The sequence below is a fragment of the Nonomuraea glycinis genome (assembly GCF_035920485.1).
GTDB lineage: Bacteria > Actinomycetota > Actinomycetes > Streptosporangiales > Streptosporangiaceae > Nonomuraea > Nonomuraea glycinis.
On the sequence record NZ_CP109166.1, the window covers coordinates 8299754 to 8320399 of the forward strand.

At 66.4% G+C, this 20646-nt stretch carries 15 protein-coding genes and 3 rRNA genes; 5 read left to right on the forward strand and 13 right to left on the reverse strand.

What is annotated here, in order from left to right; translation table 11 throughout:
* Positions 1-62 precede the first annotated feature (62 nt).
* The 4 genes from recN to OHA68_RS39045 all read right to left on the reverse strand — a co-directional run bounded on the left by recN (position 63) and on the right by OHA68_RS39045 (position 3748).
* Positions 63-1802 carry a DNA repair protein RecN gene (recN, locus tag OHA68_RS39030; RefSeq protein ID WP_327104723.1) on the reverse strand — a complete coding sequence of 580 codons (1740 nt, stop codon included), beginning with the start codon at positions 1800-1802 and terminating at the stop codon, positions 63-65.
* An 82-nt stretch (positions 1803-1884) separates the two neighbouring features.
* Positions 1885-2784, reverse strand: a complete 900-nt coding sequence (locus OHA68_RS39035; RefSeq protein WP_327104724.1) for an NAD kinase — start codon at positions 2782-2784, stop codon at positions 1885-1887.
* Entirely contained in the window at positions 2781-3593 is an 813-nt protein-coding gene (locus OHA68_RS39040) for a TlyA family RNA methyltransferase (protein ID WP_189140349.1), read from the reverse strand. Before OHA68_RS39040 ends, OHA68_RS39035 begins: the two co-directional genes overlap by 4 nt.
* Positions 3590-3748, reverse strand: coding sequence for a hypothetical protein (locus tag OHA68_RS39045; protein WP_189140348.1), 159 nt, complete (start codon positions 3746-3748; stop codon positions 3590-3592). Before OHA68_RS39045 ends, OHA68_RS39040 begins: the two co-directional genes overlap by 4 nt.
* A gap of 123 nt (positions 3749-3871) precedes the next feature.
* On the opposite strand from OHA68_RS39045, the gene OHA68_RS39050 reads away from it, so the two are divergent.
* Entirely contained in the window at positions 3872-4219 is a 348-nt protein-coding gene (locus tag OHA68_RS39050) for an SCP2 sterol-binding domain-containing protein (RefSeq protein WP_327104725.1), read from the forward strand.
* A gap of 187 nt (positions 4220-4406) precedes the next feature.
* On the opposite strand, the gene OHA68_RS39055 is transcribed toward OHA68_RS39050, so the two are convergent.
* A complete protein-coding gene (locus OHA68_RS39055; protein ID WP_327104726.1) occupies positions 4407-5378 on the reverse strand; it encodes an HAD-IIA family hydrolase in 972 nt (323 codons plus the stop codon).
* A gap of 77 nt (positions 5379-5455) precedes the next feature.
* Between OHA68_RS39055 and OHA68_RS39060 the strand changes: the two genes are divergently transcribed.
* Entirely contained in the window at positions 5456-5896 is a 441-nt protein-coding gene (locus tag OHA68_RS39060; protein WP_327104727.1) for a TipAS antibiotic-recognition domain-containing protein, read from the forward strand.
* A 450-nt stretch (positions 5897-6346) separates the two neighbouring features.
* On the opposite strand, the gene OHA68_RS39065 is transcribed toward OHA68_RS39060, so the two are convergent.
* Positions 6347-6769: a tetratricopeptide repeat protein gene (locus OHA68_RS39065; RefSeq protein WP_407674388.1), complete on the reverse strand. Its 423-nt coding sequence runs from the start codon at positions 6767-6769 to the stop codon at positions 6347-6349.
* A gap of 109 nt (positions 6770-6878) precedes the next feature.
* On the opposite strand from OHA68_RS39065, the gene OHA68_RS39070 reads away from it, so the two are divergent.
* On the forward strand, positions 6879-8408 hold the full coding sequence (locus OHA68_RS39070) for a DUF1015 family protein (protein WP_327104729.1): 1530 nt from the start codon (positions 6879-6881) through the stop codon (positions 8406-8408).
* A gap of 201 nt (positions 8409-8609) precedes the next feature.
* Here the strand turns inward: OHA68_RS39070 and OHA68_RS39075 are convergent, their stop codons facing one another.
* Positions 8610-9014, reverse strand: coding sequence for a single-stranded DNA-binding protein (locus OHA68_RS39075; protein ID WP_327104730.1), 405 nt, complete (start codon positions 9012-9014; stop codon positions 8610-8612).
* 109 nt (positions 9015-9123) lie between these two features.
* On the opposite strand from OHA68_RS39075, the gene OHA68_RS39080 reads away from it, so the two are divergent.
* Positions 9124-10050, forward strand: a complete 927-nt coding sequence (locus tag OHA68_RS39080; protein WP_327104731.1) for an MBL fold metallo-hydrolase — start codon at positions 9124-9126, stop codon at positions 10048-10050.
* Positions 10051-10089: 39 nt separating this feature from the next.
* On the opposite strand, the gene OHA68_RS39085 is transcribed toward OHA68_RS39080, so the two are convergent.
* Positions 10090-11286 carry a tetratricopeptide repeat protein gene (locus tag OHA68_RS39085; protein WP_327104732.1) on the reverse strand — a complete coding sequence of 399 codons (1197 nt, stop codon included), beginning with the start codon at positions 11284-11286 and terminating at the stop codon, positions 10090-10092.
* Positions 11283-12902 (reverse strand): hypothetical protein, encoded by a 1620-nt coding sequence (locus tag OHA68_RS39090; RefSeq protein WP_327104733.1) that lies wholly within the window; start codon positions 12900-12902, stop codon positions 11283-11285. The genes OHA68_RS39085 and OHA68_RS39090 overlap by 4 nt, the downstream gene beginning before the upstream one ends.
* Before the next feature lie 397 nt (positions 12903-13299).
* Between OHA68_RS39090 and OHA68_RS39095 the strand changes: the two genes are divergently transcribed.
* The gene (locus tag OHA68_RS39095) at positions 13300-14049 is read left to right on the forward strand and encodes an SAM-dependent methyltransferase (RefSeq protein WP_327104734.1); all 750 of its coding nucleotides are present in this window, start codon (positions 13300-13302) and stop codon (positions 14047-14049) included.
* A gap of 159 nt (positions 14050-14208) precedes the next feature.
* Here the strand turns inward: OHA68_RS39095 and rrf are convergent.
* The 4 genes from rrf to OHA68_RS39115 form a co-directional block, all read right to left on the reverse strand.
* Positions 14209-14325, reverse strand: a 5S ribosomal RNA gene (gene rrf, locus OHA68_RS39100).
* A 180-nt stretch (positions 14326-14505) separates the two neighbouring features.
* Positions 14506-17619: ribosomal RNA gene (locus tag OHA68_RS39105) — 23S ribosomal RNA — on the reverse strand.
* Positions 17620-17995: 376 nt separating this feature from the next.
* Positions 17996-19517: ribosomal RNA gene (locus tag OHA68_RS39110) — 16S ribosomal RNA — on the reverse strand.
* Together the 16S, 23S and 5S rRNA genes form the textbook arrangement of a ribosomal RNA operon.
* Positions 19518-20027: 510 nt before the next feature.
* Positions 20028-20615, reverse strand: coding sequence for an HAD family hydrolase (locus OHA68_RS39115; RefSeq protein WP_225278017.1), 588 nt, complete (start codon positions 20613-20615; stop codon positions 20028-20030).
* Between the last annotated feature and the right edge of the window lie 31 nt (positions 20616-20646).

The window sequence follows — 20646 nt, forward strand, 5'->3', positions numbered from 1 at the left end:
TGCCAGAGGGAATCACTTAGGAGGCCACGCACTGCGGGGCGTGTCCACTATGTCACGCAGGATCACCGGTCGTTGGCGGCCAAGCCGAGCAGTTCCTCCGCATGTGCCCTGCCCAGCTCGGAGTCCTCCAGTCCGGCCAGCATGCGTGACAGCTCCTTGACCCTACCTTCGTGATTGAGCGTGACGACGCCGCTGCGCACCACGCTGCCGTCCCCGGCCTTCTCCACCACCAGGTGCTGGTCGGCGAAGGCGGCGACCTGCGGCAGGTGGGTGACGACGATCACCTGCGCGGTGCGGGCCAGCCGGGCGAGCCGGCGCCCGATCTCGACCGCGGCCTTGCCGCCGACTCCGGCGTCGACCTCGTCGAACACGAACGTGGGCACCGGGTCGGCGCCGGCGAACACCACCTCGATCGCGAGCATGACCCGGCTCAGCTCGCCGCCCGAGGCGCCCTTGTTGAGCGGCAGCGGCGGCGCGGCGGGGTGGGCCGCCATCCGCAGCTCCACCTCGTCGACGCCGTCGGGGCCGAACTCGGCCGCTTCGGAGAGCTCGACGGTCACCCGGGCGTGCGGCATGGCCAGGGCGGTGAGCTCCTCGGTGACGGCCCGGCCGAACCGCTCGGCGGCCGCCACCCGGACCCGGGTGAGCTCGGCGGCCTGCTCGGTCAGGCGCTCGGTCAGCTCCTCGAGCTCGCGGGTCAGCTCGCCGATGCGCTCGTCGTCGCCCTCGAGCTCGGTCAGCCGGCCTGCGGCCTCCTGCGCCCAGGCCAGGACCGACGCGCTGTCCTCGCCGTACTTCCTGATGAGCCCGGTCAGCACCGAGCGCCGCTCCTGTACGGCGGCCAGCCGGGCGGGGTCGCTCTCGATCGACTCGGCGTAGGCCGCCAGGTCGGTGGCCACGTCGGCGATGAGGTAGCCGGCCTCGGCGAGCCTGTCGGCCATGTCGGCGAGCTGGGTGTCGAAGTCGCGCACCGCCTCGACGGCGGAGCGGGCCTCGCCCAGCAGCGAGATCACGTCATCCGCGCCGCCGCTGGCCTCCATCGGGTCACCCAGCAGCGCCGTGTGGGCGGTGGTCGCGGCGCTGCGCAGGGCGTCGGCGTGCGAGAGCCGCTCCTCCTCGCCGAGCAGGTCCTGGTCCTCGCCCGCCTTGGGGTCGACCTTCTCGACCTCCCGCAGGCCGAACCGGAGCAGGTCGGCCTCCTGCGAACGCTCCCTGGCCCTGGTGGTGAGCTCGTCGAGCAACGCGGCGACCTGCTTGTGCCGCTTGTAGGTCTGCGTGTAGGCGCGCAGCGGCTTGACCAGGTCGTTTCCGGCGTAGCGGTCGAGGGAGGCGCGCTGCCTGGCGGGCTGCAGCAGGCGCTGCTGGTCCATCTGCCCGTGCACGGCCACCAGGTCGTCGGCGAGGTAGGTCAGGGTGCCGACCGGCACGGTGCGGCCGCCGAGCCAGGCTCTGGACCTGCCCTCGGCGGAGACGGTGCGGGAGATGATGAGCTCGCCGCCCTCCACCTCGCCGCCGACGTCCTCGACCTGCTGGGCGACGCGGCCGCCGCCCTCGATGACGAGCGTGCCCTCGATGGTGGCCTTGTCGGCGCCCGGACGGATGCGCGAGGGGTCGGCCCGGCCGCCGAACAGCAGTCCGAGCCCGGTGACGACCATCGTCTTGCCCGCACCGGTCTCGCCTGTGACCACGTTGAAGCCCGGCGAAAGCTCCAGCACGGCCTCGTCGATGACGCCGAGTCCCTGGATGCGGACCTCCTCGACCCTTGGTCGCAACTGCCCACTCCCGTCACTTCCGTGTTTCATGATCACGCGCTCGGCAGAACGCCTCAGGCATGTTCCGAACACCTGTGCGCATGTGATCCTACGCGCTCGCTCACCAATTGACTCAGGGTCGCACCCTTCCGCGCCACCCCTGAACGGGTAGTTCGAACTTGGCGACCAGCCGGTCGGTGAACGGCGCGCCGGTGCTCTCCACCCCGTGCAGCCTGGCCAGCCGTACCGGCTCGCTGCCGCGCCGGACCTCCACCCGTGCGCCCGACGGCAGGTCGAAGCGCCGGCGGCCGTCGCACCACAGCACCCCGCCGGGCGTGTCGGGGAGGATCTCGACGGCGAGCGTGGAGCGCGGCGAGACGACCAGCGGCCGGGCGAACAGCGCGTGCGCGCTGATCGGCACCATGAGCATGGCCTCCACCTCCGGCCACACCACCGGACCGCCCGCGGAGAAGGCATAGGCGGTGGAGCCGGTCGGTGTGGCGCAGATCACACCGTCGCAGCCCCAGCGGGACAGCGGGTGGCCGTCGATCTCGGCCACCACCTCCAGCATGCGGTCCTGCTTCTCCACGGTGATCTCGTTCAGCGCCCAGGTGTCGGCGATGATCTGACCGTTCTGCCTGGCGAGCACGTCGATGGTCATGCGCTCCTCGACGTCGTAGCGGCCCGCCACCACGCTGTCGACGGCGGTGGTCAGGTCCGCGACCTCGGCCTCGGCGAGGAAGCCGACGTGCCCGAGGTTGACGCCGAGCAGCGGGGTGCCGGTGGGCCTGGCGAGCTCGGCCGAGCGCAGCAGCGACCCGTCGCCGCCGAGCACGATCATGACCTCGGCGTCTTTGACGGCGCCGGGCTCACCCGTCACCACCTCCGCACCATGGCAGCCGAGGTCACCCGCCTCCACATCGAGCACTTTGACGCGAATGCCCGCATCGAGGAGCCGGTCGATCACCAGGCGGGCGCTCTCGATGGCGGCTTCCCGTCCGGTGTGCACGGTGACCAGCACGGTCCGGTTCATTGCGGCCCTTCCGCCACGGCCCGCCGGATCTCGGTCTCGAGGTCGGCGACCGGCGGCTCGCCTTCACCCTTGCCCAGCCAGAGCAGGTATTCCACATTGCCCGCCGGTCCGGGCAGCGGGCTGGCGACGACCCCGCGCACGCTCAGGCCCAGCTCCCGCGCCTTGGCGGCGGCCTCGCGCACGGCGCCGGCCCGCAGCTCGGGATCGCGCACCACGCCACCCGCTCCGACGAGCTCCTTGCCCACCTCGAACTGGGGCTTCACCAGCATCACGAAGTCCGCCCGCGGTGCCGCGACCGCCACCAGGGCGGGCAGCACCAGCCGCAGCGAGATGAACGACAGGTCGCCGACGATCAGTGTCGGCGGCTCGCCGACCTGGTCGGGCGTGAGATCGCGGACGTTGACCCGCTCCATGACCGTCACCCGCTCGTCGCTGCGCAGCGGCCAGGCGAGCTGGCCGTAGCCGACGTCGACCGCGAGCACGCCGGCGGCGCCGCGGCGCAGCAGCACGTCGGTGAACCCGCCGGTGGACGCACCCGCGTCCAGGCAGCGGCGTCCCTCCACCGACAGCTCGCCGAACGCGTCCAAGGCCCCGACCAGCTTGTGCGCGCCGCGCGAGACGTAGTCGGGCCCGTCGTCGGACTCCGCCACGACGATGGCCGACGCGGTGTCCACCTGGGTCGCGGGCTTGGCCGCGCGCCGGCCGCCCACGCTGACCCGGCCCGTCTCGATGAGCTGGGCCGCCTGCTCCCGCGATCTGGCCAGGCCGCGGCGTACCAGCTCGCTGTCGAGCCGGAGCCTGCGGCTCACTGGGCGTCCACAGCGCCGAGGGTGGCCTCCAGCCCGGAGAACGCCTCGTCGAAGACCGCCACGTGGTCGCTCACCGGCAACCCGGGCAGGCGGGCCAGCCCCGCGAGGACCGCGTCGACCCGCTCGTCGCCGGTCTCCTCCGGCAGCTCACTCATGACACGACGGTAACGCCTCGCGGAAGCGTCCGGGACCTTGGAAGGGGTGTCAGTCGTTGGAGGTTCGTACGAGCGACCGTGATGTGGAACGCTACGGACCGTAAAAGGGCAGAAGGGAACACCATGGCAAGCGTCGAGGAGTGCCGGACGGCACTGGTCAAGCTCGTCGCCCAGTTCGACGAGATCGACGAGGCGGACCGGGCCAAGCATGTGGTCGAGCGTACGGTCAGCTGCAGATTGTCCGACCTTGACGTCGTCTTCTACGGCCGCCTGCACCACGGAGGGCTGGACCCGTTCCTGGAGCGGGCTCCGGCCGACGGCAAGCCGGCCGACGTCAAGCTCACCATCGGCAGCGACGACCTGATCGCACTGGCCGACGGCCGGCTCGACCTGGCCCGCGCGCTGTTCGGCGGACGGGTGAAGATCGACGCAAGCTTCGGCGACCTCCTCCGCCTACGCCGCCTCCTATGACCTCCAGCCCACCCAGCTGCGCCGCCCCCACCACCCCCAGCTCCCCGCTGCCCGGCGGCGCCTCGTGCCACCCCCAGCTCCAGGCTGCCCGGCGGCACCCCGGGCCACCCCCAACCCGCCCGGCGCCCTCCCCGGCGTCGCCGCCTCCCGCGACCTCAGCTGGTACGGCGATCGACCGTGGACGGTGTCAGGTGATGCGGTCGAGCACCGGCTTGACCGCGTCCTCCTCGGCGCTGCCCGCACCCGCCTCGGCCCAGGCCGCGTCGCAGGCGGCGCGCAGCCCGTCGATCCGGCTGCCGTCTCCCTCCAGGCGCAGCGAGCCGTTCACCCACCCGGCCCGCCAGCCTCCGCAGGCGCCGTGCCGTACCTCTGGATAGGGCCGCAGGAGCGCGGACAGATCCTCGCTCACGTACGTCGGCCTGCGCCGGGCAGGCGCCGTGAGCAGGTCGAGCGGAGTGCAGACGCCCGTGAGCACCGCCAGCCCGTCGACACCCGCGTTCACGGCGCCCTCGATGTCGGTGTCGAGCCGATCCCCCACCACCAGCGGCCGCCGCGCCCCCGTACGGATCACCGACTCGCGATGCAGCGGCGGATCGGGCTTACCCGCGTACACCGGCTCCACCCCCGTGGCGGTGGCGATCACCCGGACCATCGACCCGTTGCCCGGCTGCTCCCCGCGCCCCGTGGGCATCGTGCTGTCGCCGTTGGAGGCCACGAACAGCGCCCCCTGCCGGACGGCCAGCGCCCCCTCCGAGAGCAGCCCGTACGACAATCCCGGCGCGAACCCCTGGACCACCGCCACAGGCGAGTCCGCCGCCGTGCTGACCGGCCTGAGTCCCTGGTCCCGTACCGCCAGCCGAAGCCCTGACCCGCCCACCACCAGCACGTTCGACCCCGCCGGAACCCTCTCCGCGACCAGCCGCGCCGCAGCCTGCGCCGAGGTGACGACATCGGCACTGCCCGCGGGCACGCCCAGCGCGCGCAGGTGCGCGGCGATCGCGGCGGGCGTCCGCGAGGCGTTGTTGGTCACGTACGCCAGCCGCACGCCACACCGCTGCGCCTCCTCCAACGCCCGCGGCGCCCCCGGCACCGCCCGATCACCCAGATAGACGACCCCGTCCAGGTCCAGTAGCAGGGTGTCGTAGCCGTCGATCAGCACCGCGCCTCATTCCGTTGACTCTCACGTCGCGTCAGACCTTAGCCTCGGCGGCGTACCCACCTATGAGGAGGCTGACCATGTCCATGGAACTCAATCTCACCCCAGAGGATAAGGCGGAGCTTTTTGGCGATTTCCCCCCGGAGGAGTACGCGACCGAGGCGGAGCAGCGATGGGGCGGCACCGACGCCTGGACGAAGTCGGCCGCCCGTACCCGGTCGATGACCAAGCAGGACTGGGCCCGTTTCACCGCCGAGGCGGCCGACATCTCCGACCGGCTGGCGGCCCTGATGCTGGCCGGCGCCCCGGCGACCGGCGAGCAGGCGATGGACCTGGCGGAGGAGCACCGCGCGCACATCACCCGCTGGTGCTATCCGTGCGGGTACGACATCCACCGGGGTCTCGCCGAGCTGTACGTCACGGACCCGCGTTTCACAGCCGCCATCGACCGCACGACTCCCGGCCTGGCGACGTACTACCGGCACGCCATCCTGTCCAACGCCACCCGCCACACCCCCTGACCCAACCCGAACCCACGCTCTCCCCACCACCTCGTCAGCCGCGCCAAGCCGGGACCGGAGTTGACGCCCCGCTGAACCGCCCCGGTTCAAGCTCGGGACCCGGTTCGGGTTGGGCACCCGCTTCGGGCTCAGGACCCGGTTCAGGCTCAGGTCGACCCTGTCCGGTGGGCCGGGTCAGTTCTCTTCTGGTCGGGGGCGGGTCGGGTCAGGGTGGGTCGGTCGGGTGAGGGCCTGGTCGGGTCAGGGTGGGTCGGTCGGGTGAGGGCCTGGTCGGGTCAGGGTGGGTCGGTCGGGTGAGGGAGGCGAGGGCGCGCATGCTCTGAGGCAGGCTCACCGCACGGGCTTCACTCGTGGGCGGGCGTCTTCCGGCGTCAGCTCGGCGATCACGAACCGCTTGCCCTTCGAAGCTGCCCTTGTTGCGTAAGGGCCGCTGCCGAGAATCTCTCGGGTCTACATCTCCCGCCGCGCGCGCAGCGTCGCGCGCACACTCTTCAAGGCCGACACGTAGTGGTTCTCGTCGGGACGCATGGCCACAGCGATGGCCAGCGGCTCCTGGGCCCCCTCGATGTCACCCGTGCGCCACAGCGACAGCCCCAGCCCGAAATAGGCGTAGTCCTCCGCCGGGTTCGCATCGACGATCTGGCGGAAGCTGCTGGCCGCCTCGGCGTACTGCCGGGAGTTGAACTGCGCCCTGGCCAGCGCCTCCCGGATGCTGCGCGAGTCGGGCTCAGCGTCGGCGGCCCGCTCCAGCAGCGCGGCGGCGGCAGCCGGACTACCTTCCTGCAACAACTTCACCCCACGCTGGTACCAGTCGTAGACATCACCACCCGGGGTCCCATAGGGGTCATCGTGTACGTTTCCGCCCTGGACCATACGTGAGCTCTCCTTCTTCGACATACGACGATTTCCTGCGGAATCGGACGCCGTCGTGGCGTCGGGGCTACTACGGAAAGGCTCAAGGGTTTATGGCAGCATGCCCGGTATGGGGATTTCCGAACTGCCGATACCGGATGGGCTTGTGCTACGCCCGTTCCGGGGTGTCCGTTTCGCCGTTGATGATCCCGCCAAGGTGACCTCCCCACCGTACGACCTGATTTCGAACGGGGACGCCCACACCTTGCTGGACTCCCATCCCAACAACGTCGTCCGTCTCATCCTTCCCGCCCCGCCCTCATCGGACGCCCCCATTGAACATGTACGGCAACTCCCCGAGGCTCCCCAGCCAACCGATGCGACAAATACCGACACAATTCCTAACCGTCCCCAAGGCTCCGCCCCATCGCCCTCCCGGTACAGCGAGGCCCGCAACACCCTGCTGGCCTGGCTGAAGTCCGGAGTGCTCGTCCGCGACGAACAGCCGGCCCTGTACGTCTACGAGCAGCGCGGCCAGGACGTCCTCCAGCGCGGACTCATCGGGGACGTGGGCCTGACCGATCCCGCGCAGCGCATCATCCTGCCGCACGAGGACGTGCTCCCCGGCCCCATCACGGACCGCCTCGCGCTCATGAGCACCACCCAGGCCAACCTCGAACCCATCTTCCTCCTCTACAACGGCGACCACGGCGCGGCCACGACGCTGGTGGACGAGGTGGCCGCAACGCGCCCGCCCCTCATCACCGCCCACACGGAAGATGACCTGACCCACCGCCTCTGGTGCATCACCGACCAGGCCGAGATCGACGCCATCAACGCCGACCTCCACCCCCGCCAAGCGCTCATCGCCGACGGCCACCACAGATACGCCACCTACCGCGTCCTTCAGCGCCAGCAACACCTCACCCAGACCACCGCAGCCTCCGCCGAACCCCAGCCGACCACCGCACCCCCCACCGCAGCCCAGCCCACCACGGCACCCCCCGCCCCAGCCGAGCAAACGATCCCGCCGGCCTCAGAAGACACACCCCGTACGGACGCTCTGAAGCCCGGACCGAGCCGGCGTGAGTCGAGCCCATGGGACTTCGGCCTCGCCCTGCTCGTGGACTCCACCACGTACGCGCCGAACCTCCAGGCGATCCACCGGGTCATCCCCGACCTCCCCCTGGAGGAGGCGGTCGCCCGGGCGAGAGGATCCTGGCGCGTCCACGATCACGGGGACCTCGAACATGGCCTGGCCGCCCTCGGCGCCGCCGGCGAGCCCGCATTCCTGCTGGCCGGCGAGGAAGGCGTCCACCTCATCACCGACCCTGATCCCGTGCAGCTCGCCCTCGCCATGCCCGCCGACCACTCCGACCGATGGAACTCGCTGAACACCTCCATCCTCACCGAGTTCGTCCTACCGAAGGTGTGGGGCCTGGAGGACAACGAGCAGACCGTACGCATCGTGCACCACGACGCTCAGGCCGCCGCGAGACTGGCCATCACCACGGGCGGCACCGCCGTCATCCTCAAGCCGCTGGCCATGAACGACGTGCTGGCAGTCGCGGCGGGCGGCGAACGAGTCCCCCGCAAATCCACCTCCTTCGGCCCAAAACCCAGAACAGGCCTCGTCCTCCGCACCTTCGCCACCGACTGAGCCAACCCCACCCCGCACTGGCTGGACCACCCTCACCCGGCCACCGGCCCAGCCGGCCAAGCCGACCTCAACGCCACCGGCCCAGCCGACCCGGTGGATCTCAGCGCCACCGGCTCAGCCGACCAGGCCGGCCTCAACGTCACCGGCTCAGCTGGCCGACCTCACGCACGCCCGTACGCCACCCACCGCACCCCCATGCCATCAACTCGCATCAGCGAGATAAGCCACCGGCCGGGGCCGCAAGGACTCCGGCGGATCGGGTTCGGCCAAGGACTCCGCCTGAGGCAAGAGCTCGGCCTCGAGCGGTCTGACCGTGCTCACCTCCACCTGGTAACACCAGATCTTCGCCCCCGTCGGGCCGTAGACCCGGCAGCGGAAGGCACCGGTGATCTCCATCGCGTCTCGGGGCTTGAGATTCCGGACGAGCTCGGCCGCCTCCGGGTCGAAGGTGACGCAGGGGATGCTGTCCGTGTGGCTTCCGACGCGCCCGTGCTTGCGGCGGCGCACCAGCAGCCGCCATTTCGTCATGATGTCGCCGCTCGGCAGGCGCCGGTCCTCCACCGCCGCCGACAGCCGCCCCACCAGCAAGACCTCGTTGCGGTCCACTGTCGTCCTCCCCTTGATGTCGTGGTGGAGATCACTCTCTACGATGAGAGGAAGTCCGGTTCGGCTCGAACGCCGTTCTGGGGATAGCCGACGCTGCTCGGGAGTGCCTGTGGACAACATCACCGCCCTAGGCGGCGACGTCTATGAGATCGACACGAAGATGGCCGGCTACACCGGAATCACCGCCGGTTACCTGATCCTCGGTGATCGCCCATGCCTGGTGGAGACCGGGACCTCGACGTCCGCGCCGGTGGTGCGCGATGCGCTGGCCTCGCTGGGCGTGGGCCCGGAGGACCTCGCCACGGTGGTGGTCACGCACATCCACCTGGACCACGCGGGCGGAGTGGGCGACATCGCCAAATTCTTCCCCTCCGCGCAGGTGGTCGTCCATGAGAAGGGCGCGCGGCACCTGGCCGAGCCGTCCCGCTTGATGGCCAGCGCCCGCATGGTGTGGGGAGATCGCCTCGACACGCTTTTCGGGGAATTGTCGCCCACCGAAGCCGAACGCATCGTCGCACTGGGCGACACCGGAGCCATCGATCTCGGCAACGGCAGAACACTGAGCAGCCATTACTCGCCCGGCCACGCCAAGCACCACGTGGGCCTGATCGATTCCGCCACCGGTGACCTGTATGTCGGCGACGCCGCGGGCGTCTACCTGCCCGAGACCGGCGACCTCCGTCCCGCGACGCCCCCACCGGACTTCGACCTGCAGACGGCACTCAACTCGATCGCCCTGTTCGAGGCGCTCGGTCCGCAGCGGCTGCTGTTCAGCCACTACGGACCGGTTGATGCCGTACATGAAACGCTCGAACGATCCGCGGAAGAACTCCAGATCTGGGTGGATCTGACCCGCCAGGCCCACGCCGAGGGCATGGACCTCGATCATGCCGTCGCGATGGTCCGCGACCGTACCAAGGAGCGCTACAGCGCGCTCGCCGCCGAAGACGGCGCGGCCGAGCAGCTCGAACTCCTCAGCGGCGCTCCCTCGAACGTCGCGGGCATCCTGCACTGGCTCGACCGCGTCACGCCGTAACTCTTCATGCGGGTACGGGAGCCGTACCCGCATGAAGGCTTACTTGTCGCGCTTCGAGGTGTCCTGAGGCTCCTCGTCGGGCTGGTCGAGGATGTCACCGAAGTCCGGCTCGATGAAAGCCGGGGTGATGCTCGGAACACCAAGCTCCATGACCTTCTCCGGCTGCGCAGCCGGAGAGACATCGCCTTCCGAGTCACCCGACCCGGCAACCTCCGAGACCTCGTCCGACTCGGCGTCCTCCGGGTCATCCAGAAGATCACCCGACCCGGCATCCTCCGCCCCATCTTGAACGCTGTCCCGCTCCGCATCGCGCGGCTCGTCCTGAACGTCGTCCTGCTTCGCATCAGGGCCATCGTCCAGAGCGTCGTCCCGCTCCCCATCACGCGGGTCATCCAGGACGTCGCCTCGATCAGCATCCTTCGAGCCGCTCGGAACTTCATCCCGCTCCGACCCAGCCTCAGCGGGAGTGTCCGCCAGATCGCCGGCGGCGACTTCCGTCACCTCGACCGAGTCAGAAGCGTCCTGATCGATCCCCGGATCGGCGTCTTCCGGATACTCGTCGACGATCTCGTCGGACTCCTCCGCCGCCGAGTCTTCGAGAAGGTCACCCTCCTCCACGGACGCCTCGTCGGAGTCATCGTCGTCGACGAATTCCTCCTCGACGTCCTCGATCACGGCACCGGTCAGCTCGGCGTACCGCTCGGCGGCCTCCGTCTCCCCGTCCTCGTCGAAGGCCATCGCCCTGCCGAACCAGTCCGTGGCCGCCTCCTCGTGCCCCGCCTCGGCCAGCGCGTCAGCGTAGGCGTAGGCGAGCCGCGCGGACCAGGGCTTCGGCTGCGAATCGCGCAGCTCGGGCAGGCGCTGGAGGGTGATGACGGCGGCGTCGTGCTGCCCGAGGTCGCGCCGAGCGCCAGATTCGACGATCGACAGCTCGATACGGCCTGCCCGGTCGAGACGATCAGCCTCCCGCGAACGCACAAGGTCCAGCGCCCGCTCCGGCCTGCCCATCCCCCGCTCGCAGTCAGCCATGATCGGCAGGTACGCATCCGAACCGGTCATTCTCCGCGCGGCACGCAGATCGCTCAGCGCCTCGGAGAAGTGCCCCGCACGGTAGGCGACGATGCCGGCCGCCTCACGTACAACGCCGATGCGGGCCGCGAACCTACGAGCCGCCTTGGTGTGTTCGTACGCCTTGTCGGGGTCATCCTGTTCGAGAGCACGCTCGGCGGCGATCATGTGCCGGCCGACAAGCTCCGCCAGGTCGTTGGGCAGGGACCGAAGCTCCTCACGCACTTCCTTGTCGAGCTCGTCAGCCGTGATGTCCGGCTCAAGCTCGGGCAACGGTTCGCGCGCCGGGGCCTCCGCCGCACGGTCGTCCCTGCCGTACCTCGCCCGTGTCCCACTGTCGGGACGCTCCTCACGCGAATCCCGTGAGAACGACCGCGAACGGTCATTACCGCCCTGATACCCGCCTTCCCGCCGAGGCCCACGATCGTCCCGATCCCGGAACGGCCGACGCTCACCACCGGCGGAACCCCCACGATCGTCCCGGTCCCGGAACGGACGGCGCTCACCACCGGCAGAGCCCTCACGATCGTCCCGCCCACGGAACGGAGGCCGGCCCTCGCCACCCCCACGCTGCGGCCCACGGTCGTCCCGGTACGGCCGGCGCTCGCCGCCGGAGGCACCCTCAGCACGAGGACCCCGGTCATCCCGATCCCGGAACGGCCGACGCTCACCCGAGGCACCCTCAGGACGACCACCACGATCGGAACGGAAATCACTACGAGGCCCACGGTCATCCCTGTCCCGGAACGGCCGACGCTCGCCACCGGCGGAGCCCCCACGATCGTCCCGCGCACGGAACGGAGGCCGACTGTCGCCACCCTCGCCACGAGGACCCCGATCAGAGCGGTAGCCGCCCTCACCACGAGCCCCCCGATCGTCGCCACCCCGATACGGACGACGCTCACCGGAACCACCCTCAGCACGCGGCCCACGATCATCGCGGAACGGCCGACGCTCACCGCTGGAGGATCCCCCACGATCGTCGCGGAAACCACCCCCACGCTGCGGCCCACGGTCGTCCCGGTACGGCCGGCGCTCGCCGCCGGAGGCACCCTCAGCACGAGGACCCCGGTCATCCCGATCCCGGAACGGCCGACGCTCACCCGAGGCACCCTCAGGACGACCACCACGATCGGAACGGAAATCACTACGAGGCCCACGGTCATCCCTGTCCCGGAACGGCCGACGCTCGCCACCAGAGGCGCCCTCGCTACGAGGACCACGATCGTCCCGGTCCCGGAACGGACGGCGCTCGCCACCGGCGGAACCCCCACGATCGTCCCGCGCACGGAACGGAGGCCGACTGTCGCCACCCTCGCCACGAGCCCCCCGATCGTCGCCACCCCGATACGGACGACGCTCACCGGAACCACCCTCAGCACGCGGCCCACGATCAGAGCTCCTGGGACCCCGATCATCGCGATCCCGGAAGGGCCTGCGCTCAGAGGCGCCCTCAGCACGAGGAGCACGATCGTCGCGGTCCCGGAACGGCCGACGGTCACCGCCAGAGGTGCCCTCACGACGAGGACCCCGATCATCCCGGAACGGCCGACGCTCAGGAGCCCCCTCAGTACGAGGTCCGGAGCGGTAGCCGCTCCCACGGTCATCACGCTGACCGCCTCCGGCACGAGGACCGCGGTCATCCCGCCCGGTACCTCGCTCGCCACGTCCCTGCGAACCAGAATTCCGATCCTGGTAAGGACGCCGCTCATCACTACGCGGATAATCCCGGCGCGGTCCCTGGTCGCCGCGCCCTCCCTCGTCACGCCGTGGCCCGCGGTCATCACGGCTGAACGGACGCGCCCCGCCATCGTCGGAGCGGGACGGACGGTCGCTCCTGGAGCCGCGCTCCTCGCGCCCGCGGGAACCGTAGCCGCCGCCGCTCCTGTCACCGCCGCTGGAGCGCCCGTCCTCGTGGTCGCCGCGACTGCGCTGTCCGCCGTCCGATCCGCTATCTCTGTTCACTTCTAGGTCCATTTCGTTGGCTCACTCAGCGGACCCTTGCTCTGTACGGCGGCCCGCCGTGGCTGGTCGCCGCCTGTCGAAGGCCTTACGCGACGAAGGCCACCCGTGGTGGGGTGGCCCGGTGACACAAGCCTAGCAAGCCACAGCACACGCGAGCGCCGGACGCCCGCCGGATAACCAGTCGCCCGGCACGAGATGATTCGCGAAACTGACCGCATGTCCCTGCGCTTCCACGAAATCGCCGAATCACGCCATCGCATTCTCAATCCGCTCACCGAGAACAAGCTCCGCCAGCTCGGCGAGATCTGTCGCATCACTCCAGCCACCCGCCACCTGGACCTGGCCTGCGGCAAGGGCGAGATGCTCACCCTCTGGTCCGCCCAGTACGGCCTGCAGGGCGTCGGCGTCGACATCAGCAAAGTGTTCCTCGAAGCCGCGCAAGCACGCGCCGACGAGCAGGGAGTCGCCGACCGCGTCCGCTTCGTCGAAGCAGACGCCGCCACGTACGTCGACGAACCACAGTCGTACGACATCGTCTCCTGCATCGGCGCGACCTGGATCGGCGACGGCCTGGCCGGCACGCTCGAAATAATGCGCCGGCCGCTCCGCCCTGACGGCATCGCTCTGGTCGGCGAGTGCTACTGGATCAATCCACCCCCGCCAGAGGCCCTGACCTCCCTAAGCGTGGCCGAGAACACCTTCACCTCTCTGGCCGGTACGGCAGCGCGCATCGAAAAGGCGGGATTCGAGCTCCTGGAAATAATCCTGGCCAGCCCCGACGACTGGGACAGATACGTGGCGAGCCAATGGTGGACCCTCAGCGACTGGCTGCGCGACAACCCAGCCGACCCCGAGGCCGCCGAGATTCGCACCTTCCTGTCCCGCTCAAGAACCTCACATCTGGAGTACGGCCGGCAGTACCTGGGCTGGGGCATCTTTGTCGTGCGCCCGGCCAACGACCACTGATCTCAAGAGCGGCAACATCAGACTTATGCGGCATAAAAAAAGGGGTCTCACGCGCCATAGGCGTGAAACCCCTGTGAGCCGACTAGACGGCGGCGAAAAACCCCAGAAATGCAGATAAGGCCCCGACAGCCAAAGTGTCGGGGCCCTACCTGAAAGATTGTCCGGCGGTGACCTACTCTCCCACACCCTCCCGAGTGCAGTACCATCGGCGCAGAGAAGCTTAACTTCCGGGTTCGGAATGTAACCGGGTGTTTCCTTCCCGCCATAACCGCCGTAACCCTGCGAAACACACAAACAACACCAGCCACACCCAGCACGCTAGGTGAACCGATACCTGCTTGTTGTCTCAGAATTGCGTAGTGGACGCGAGCAAGATGCCTTCTCACAGTGCGGCGCTGTTCCGGACCCGGCGAAGAGTACAGAACGCAGCACACACTCACAAGAAGCAAAAGCTTTGTGGTCAAGTCCTCGGCCTATTAGTACCGGTCAGCTCCACACGTTACCGTGCTTCCACCTCCGGCCTATCAACCCGGTCGTCTACCGGGAGCCTTACCCACTCTCATGGTGGGAGACCTCATCTCAAGGCGAGCTTCCCGCTTAGATGCTTTCAGCGGTTATCCCTTCCGAACGTAGCCAACCAGCCGTGCACCTGGCGGTACAACTGGCACACCAGAGGTTCGTCCGTCCCGGTCCTCTCGTACTAGGGACAGCTCCTTTCAAGTCTCCTGCGCGCGCAGCGGATAGGGACCGAACTGTCTCGCGACGTTCTAAACCCAGCTCGCGTACCGCTTTAATGGGCGAACAGCCCAACCCTTGGGACCTACTCCAGCCCCAGGATGCGACGAGCCGACATCGAGGTGCCAAACCATCCCGTCGATATGGACTCTTGGGGAAGATCAGCCTGTTATCCCCGGGGTACCTTTTAGCCGTTGAGCGACACCGCTTCCACATGCCGATGCCGGATCACTAGTCCCAGCTTTCGCTCCTGCTCGACCCGTCAGTCTCACAGTCAAGCTCCCTTGTGCACTTACACTCAACACCTGATTGCCAACCAGGCTGAGGGAACCTTTGGGCGCCTCCGTTACTCTTTAGGAGGCAACCGCCCCAGTTAAACTACCCACCAGACACTGTCCCCGATCCGGATCACGGACCAGAGTTAGACGTTCAAAACGACCAGAGTGGTATTTCACCAATGACTCCACCATCACTAGCGTGACAGCTTCCCAGTCTCCCACCTATCCTACACAAGACGTTCCAAACGCCAATGTCAAGCTGTAGTGAAGGTCCCGGGGTCTTTCCGTCCTGCTGCGCGTAACGAGCATCTTTACTCGTAGTGCAATTTCGCCGGGTCTGTGGTTGAGACAGCGGGGAAGTCGTTACGCCATTCGTGCAGGTCGGAACTTACCCGACAAGGAATTTCGCTACCTTAGGATGGTTATAGTTACCACCGCCGTTTACCGGCGCTTAAGTTCTCACCTTCGCTGTGTTACCACAGCTAAGCGGTCCCCTTAACGTTCCGGCACCGGGCAGGCGTCAGTCCGTATACATCGTCTTACGACTTCGCACGGACCTGTGTTTTTAGTAAACAGTCGCTTCCCCCTGGCCACTGCGACCACCACCAGCTCACAGAGCAAGTCCGATCACCAGCAGAGGTCCCCCTTCTCCCGAAGTTACGGGGGCAATTTGCCGAGTTCCTTAACCACAGTTCACCCGATCGCCTTGGTATTCTCTACCTGACCACCTGAGTCGGTTTAGGGTACGGGCCGCCACAACACTCGCTAGAGGCTTTTCTCGGCAGCATAGGATCATCCACTTCACCACAATCGGCTCGGCATCACATCTCAGGATTAATGCGGGGCGGATTTGCCTACCCCACTCCCTACATGCTTACCCCAGGACTACCATCGCCTGGGCTGGACTACCTTCCTGCGTCACCCCATCGCTTACCTACTACCCGATCGGACCGAGCGTTCACTCTGACCCCAAGCCCGAAGGCTTTAGGCGAGTTAAGGACTCTTAGCATCACGAGGTTCAGTATGGGCGCGTTAAAGCGGGTACGGGAATATCAACCCGTTGTCCATCGACTACGCCTGTCGGCCTCGCCTTAGGTCCCGACTTACCCTGGGCGGATTAGCCTGGCCCAGGAACCCTTGGTCATCCGGCGCGAGGGTTTCTCACCCTCGATTCGCTACTCATGCCTGCATTCTCACTCGCACAGCCTCCACGACTAGATCACTCTGCCGCTTCACCGGCTGCACGACGCTCCCCTACCCATCCACCACCCCCCGAAAGAGATGATGAATGCCACGACTTCGGCGGTGTACTTGAGCCCCGCTACATTGTCGGCGCGGAATCACTTGACCAGTGAGCTATTACGCACTCTTTCAAGGGTGGCTGCTTCTAAGCCAACCTCCTGGTTGTCTCTGCGACTCCACATCCTTTCCCACTTAGCACACGCTTAGGGGCCTTAGTCGGTGATCTGGGCTGTTTCCCTCTCGACTACGAACCTTATCGCCCGCAGTCTCACTGCCACGCTCTCACTTACCGGCATTCGGAGTTTGGCTGACGTCAGTAACCTTGTCGGGCCCATTAGCCATCCAGTGCTCTACCTCCGGCAAGAAACACGTGACGCTGCACCTAAATGCATTTCGGGGAGAACCAGCTATCACGGAGTTTGATTGGCCTTTCACCCCTACACACAGGTCATCCCCCAGGTTTTCAACCCTGGTGGGTTCGGTCCTCCACCCAGTCTTACCTGAGCTTCAACCTGCCCATGCGTAGATCACTCCGCTTCGGGTCTACAGCATGCGACTCAAACGCCCTATTCAGACTCGCTTTCGCTACGGCTCCCCCACACGGGTTAACCTCGCCACACACCATAACTCGCAGGCTCATTCTTCAAAAGGCACGCAGTCACATCACAGCCGAAACAAGTTCCGGCTAAGCTCCTACGGCTTGTAGGCACACGGTTTCAGGTACTATTTCACAACCCCTCACCGGGGCACTTTTCACCTTTCCCTCACGGTACTCGTGCACTATCGGTCATCAGGGAGTATTTAGGCTTACCAGGTGGTCCTGGCAGATTCACACAGGATTTCTCGGGCCCCGTGCTACTTGGGATCCCCTCCGACAGTCGACAAGGTTTCGTCTACCCGACTCTCACGGTCTACGGCGCCCCTTCCCAGAGGCTTCGACTACCCTGACGATTTTTTACTGTCCGAAGAAACGGCAGCTCCTTCAAGAAGGTCCCACGACCCCGGACGTGCAACGCCTGCCGGCTATCACACACGCCCGGTTTAGCCTCATCCGCTTTCGCTCACCACTACTCACGGAATCACTGTTGTTTTCTCTTCCTACGGGTACTGAGATGTTTCACTTCCCCGCGTTACCACCAACCGCCCTATACATTCAGGCGGAGGCAACACCACATGACTGGTGCTAGGTTTCCCCATTCGGACATCCCCGGATCAACGTCTGGTTGGCGACTCCCCGAGGCTTAACGCAGCCTCCCACGTCCTTCATCGGCTCCTGATGCCTAGGCATCCACCGTGTGCCCTAAAAAACTTGGCCACAAAGATGCTCGCGTCCACTATGCAAATCTCAAACAACAAACAGCAACCAACCCCACCCACCACCAGACACCCAACACGACGAATCGCATCAGACCGGTATGACGGAAGGTCGGCCCTGCATGAGGTGGTAACAGACAACAAGCCCGCCTCAGCGGGCCCGCCGGTCCGTTCCCTCAGGACCCAACAGTGTGTCCAACCCAGCCGAACCCCCGCAACCGCGTTCCCCTCCGCTGTCACCAGCGACGGTACTAACGATCCGGCAATCCGAACCGATTGAGTAGCCAGTGCTCCACTAATGAGCTGCCGTGTGCGAGACGATCGCTCGCAGTCACAGCGTAGACCGATGGCTTCCGCCACCAGCCGGTGCTCCTTAGAAAGGAGGTGATCCAGCCGCACCTTCCGGTACGGCTACCTTGTTACGACTTCGTCCCAATCGCCAGCCCCACCTTCGACCGCTCCCCCCAGCAAGCTGGTTGGGCCACGGGCTTCGGGTGTTGCCGACTTTCGTGACGTGACGGGCGGTGTGTACAAGGCCCGGGAACGTATTCACCGCAGCGTTGCTGATCTGCGATTACTAGCGACTCCGACTTCATGGGGTCGAGTTGCAGACCCCAATCCGAACTGAGACCGGCTTTTAGGGATTCGCTCCACCTTACGGCTTAGCAGCCCTCTGTACCGGCCATTGTAGCATGTTTGCAGCCCAAGACATAAGGGGCATGATGACTTGACGTCATCCCCACCTTCCTCCGAGTTGACCCCGGCAGTCTCCCATGAGTCCCCAACCCTCCGAAGAGGTTGCTGGCAACATGGAACAAGGGTTGCGCTCGTTGCGGGACTTAACCCAACATCTCACGACACGAGCTGACGACAGCCATGCACCACCTGTCACCCAGTCCGAAGAGGCGCACATCTCTGCACGTTTCCGGGTGATGTCAAACCTTGGTAAGGTTCTTCGCGTTGCGTCGAATTAAGCAACATGCTCCGCCGCTTGTGCGGGCCCCCGTCAATTCCTTTGAGTTTTAGCCTTGCGGCCGTACTCCCCAGGCGGGGCGCTTAATGCGTTAGCTCCGGCACGGAGATCGTGGAAGATCCCCACACCTAGCGCCCAACGTTTACAGCGTGGACTACCAGGGTATCTAATCCTGTTCGCTCCCCACGCTTTCGCTCCTCAGCGTCAGGTAAGGCCCAGCAAGCCGCCTTCGCCACCGGTGTTCCTCCTGATATCTGCGCATTTCACCGCTACACCAGGAATTCCACTTGCCCCTACCTACCTCTAGCCGGCCCGTATCCACCGCAGACCCGCAGTTAAGCTGCGGGCTTTCACGGCAGACGCGACCAGCCACCTACGAGCTCTTTACGCCCAATAATTCCGGACAACGCTTGCGCCCTACGTATTACCGCGGCTGCTGGCACGTAGTTAGCCGGCGCTTCTTCTGCAGGTACACGTCAACTTCGTCCCTGCTGAAAGAGGTTTACAACCCGAAGGCCGTCATCCCCCACGCGGCGTCGCTGCGTCAGGCTTTCGCCCATTGCGCAATATTCCCCACTGCTGCCTCCCGTAGGAGTCTGGGCCGTGTCTCAGTCCCAGTGTGGCCGGTCGCCCTCTCAGGCCGGCTACCCGTCGTCGCCTTGGTAGGCCATTACCCCACCAACAAGCTGATAGGCCGCGAGTCCATCCCCAACCGAAAAAACTTTCCACCACCACCAGATGCCTGGGGCGGTCATATCCGGTATTAGACCCAGTTTCCCGGGCTTATCCCAGAGTCAGGGGCAGGTTACTCACGTGTTACTCACCCGTTCGCCGCTCGAGTACCCCGAAGGGCCTTTCCGCTCGACTTGCATGTGTTAAGCACGCCGCCAGCGTTCGTCCTGAGCCAGGATCAAACTCTCCAAAAAATGCTTGGAATGGTTTCACCCGGCCAACATTCGCAAAAATGTCAACCAAAGGAATCCGTCATAAATGACGGGGTTGTGCATCATGCACTGGCTTTTAACACACTGTTGAGTTCTCAAGAAACGGACGCGTACATCCCCGCACAAACCCTTGATCAGGGCCGAGCGGCGGAGGCGCTCATTTCGTATTCTTAGCTTAATGGGCTTGCTTATTTCCTGTCAAATTCAGCGAACTTGCTGGAAATCGGCTAACCCATTTAGAATTCGGTGCCCCTTTTCTGAGGCAACCCTCGTAACTTACCGTGCCATCCTGCGCCTGTCGAATCAACCGGTTTTTCGGTGATCTGGAGACACCCGAGACGGCTCGTGCCTGAGCGCGATGAAGCGCCTCTGCCGAGTGGTCTGTTCTCAAGGGGCCGCTCTGGGGCCCGTCCGCCTGTCGGCGTCCGGCTCACTCCCGGGGCGAACTAAAAGCATAGGTCGCGATCCGCCAGGCGTCAAATCGCCACGACCTCAGGCGGTGCGCGTACGCACCTGCTCCGGCGAGGCGAAGAGCTCCGCCGACATCCCCGCCGCGCGCGCCGCGACCACGTTGACCTCGTTGTCGTCGAAGAACAGCACGTCCCCCGTGGTCACACCCAGCCGCTCAGCACAGATCTCGTAGGCCCGCCGATCCGGCTTGGCCACGCCGATCCGGCACGAATAGGTGAGCGCGGTGAAGCGCCCCAGCCAGTCCCCGTGCCGCTCCTCCCAGATGGGCACCAGTTCCTCGATGATGTTGGAGAGCAGCCCGAGCGTCCGCCCGCGATCGGCGAGTTCGTGCACCACGGCCACCATCTCGGGATCGACGTGGCACCAGCTCTCCAGGTCGGCGTCGATCAGGGCCGGCACATCGGCGAATCGGGTGCCCAGCCGCTCGGCGACGTCAGCCCAGTACAGAGCGCTCTCCTGCCCGGCGTCATAGGCGGGCCTGCACGCCCAGTACGCCTCCCAGAACGGCTCCCCCCGCGCTCCCGCCAGATCAACGAGCTGCTGCTTCGCCTCATCCGTTTGCGTACGAGCGATAACGCCGTACAAATCGAACACGATTACTTCAGGCATGGCTTCGAGCTTATGCGCGTATTCTGCCCCG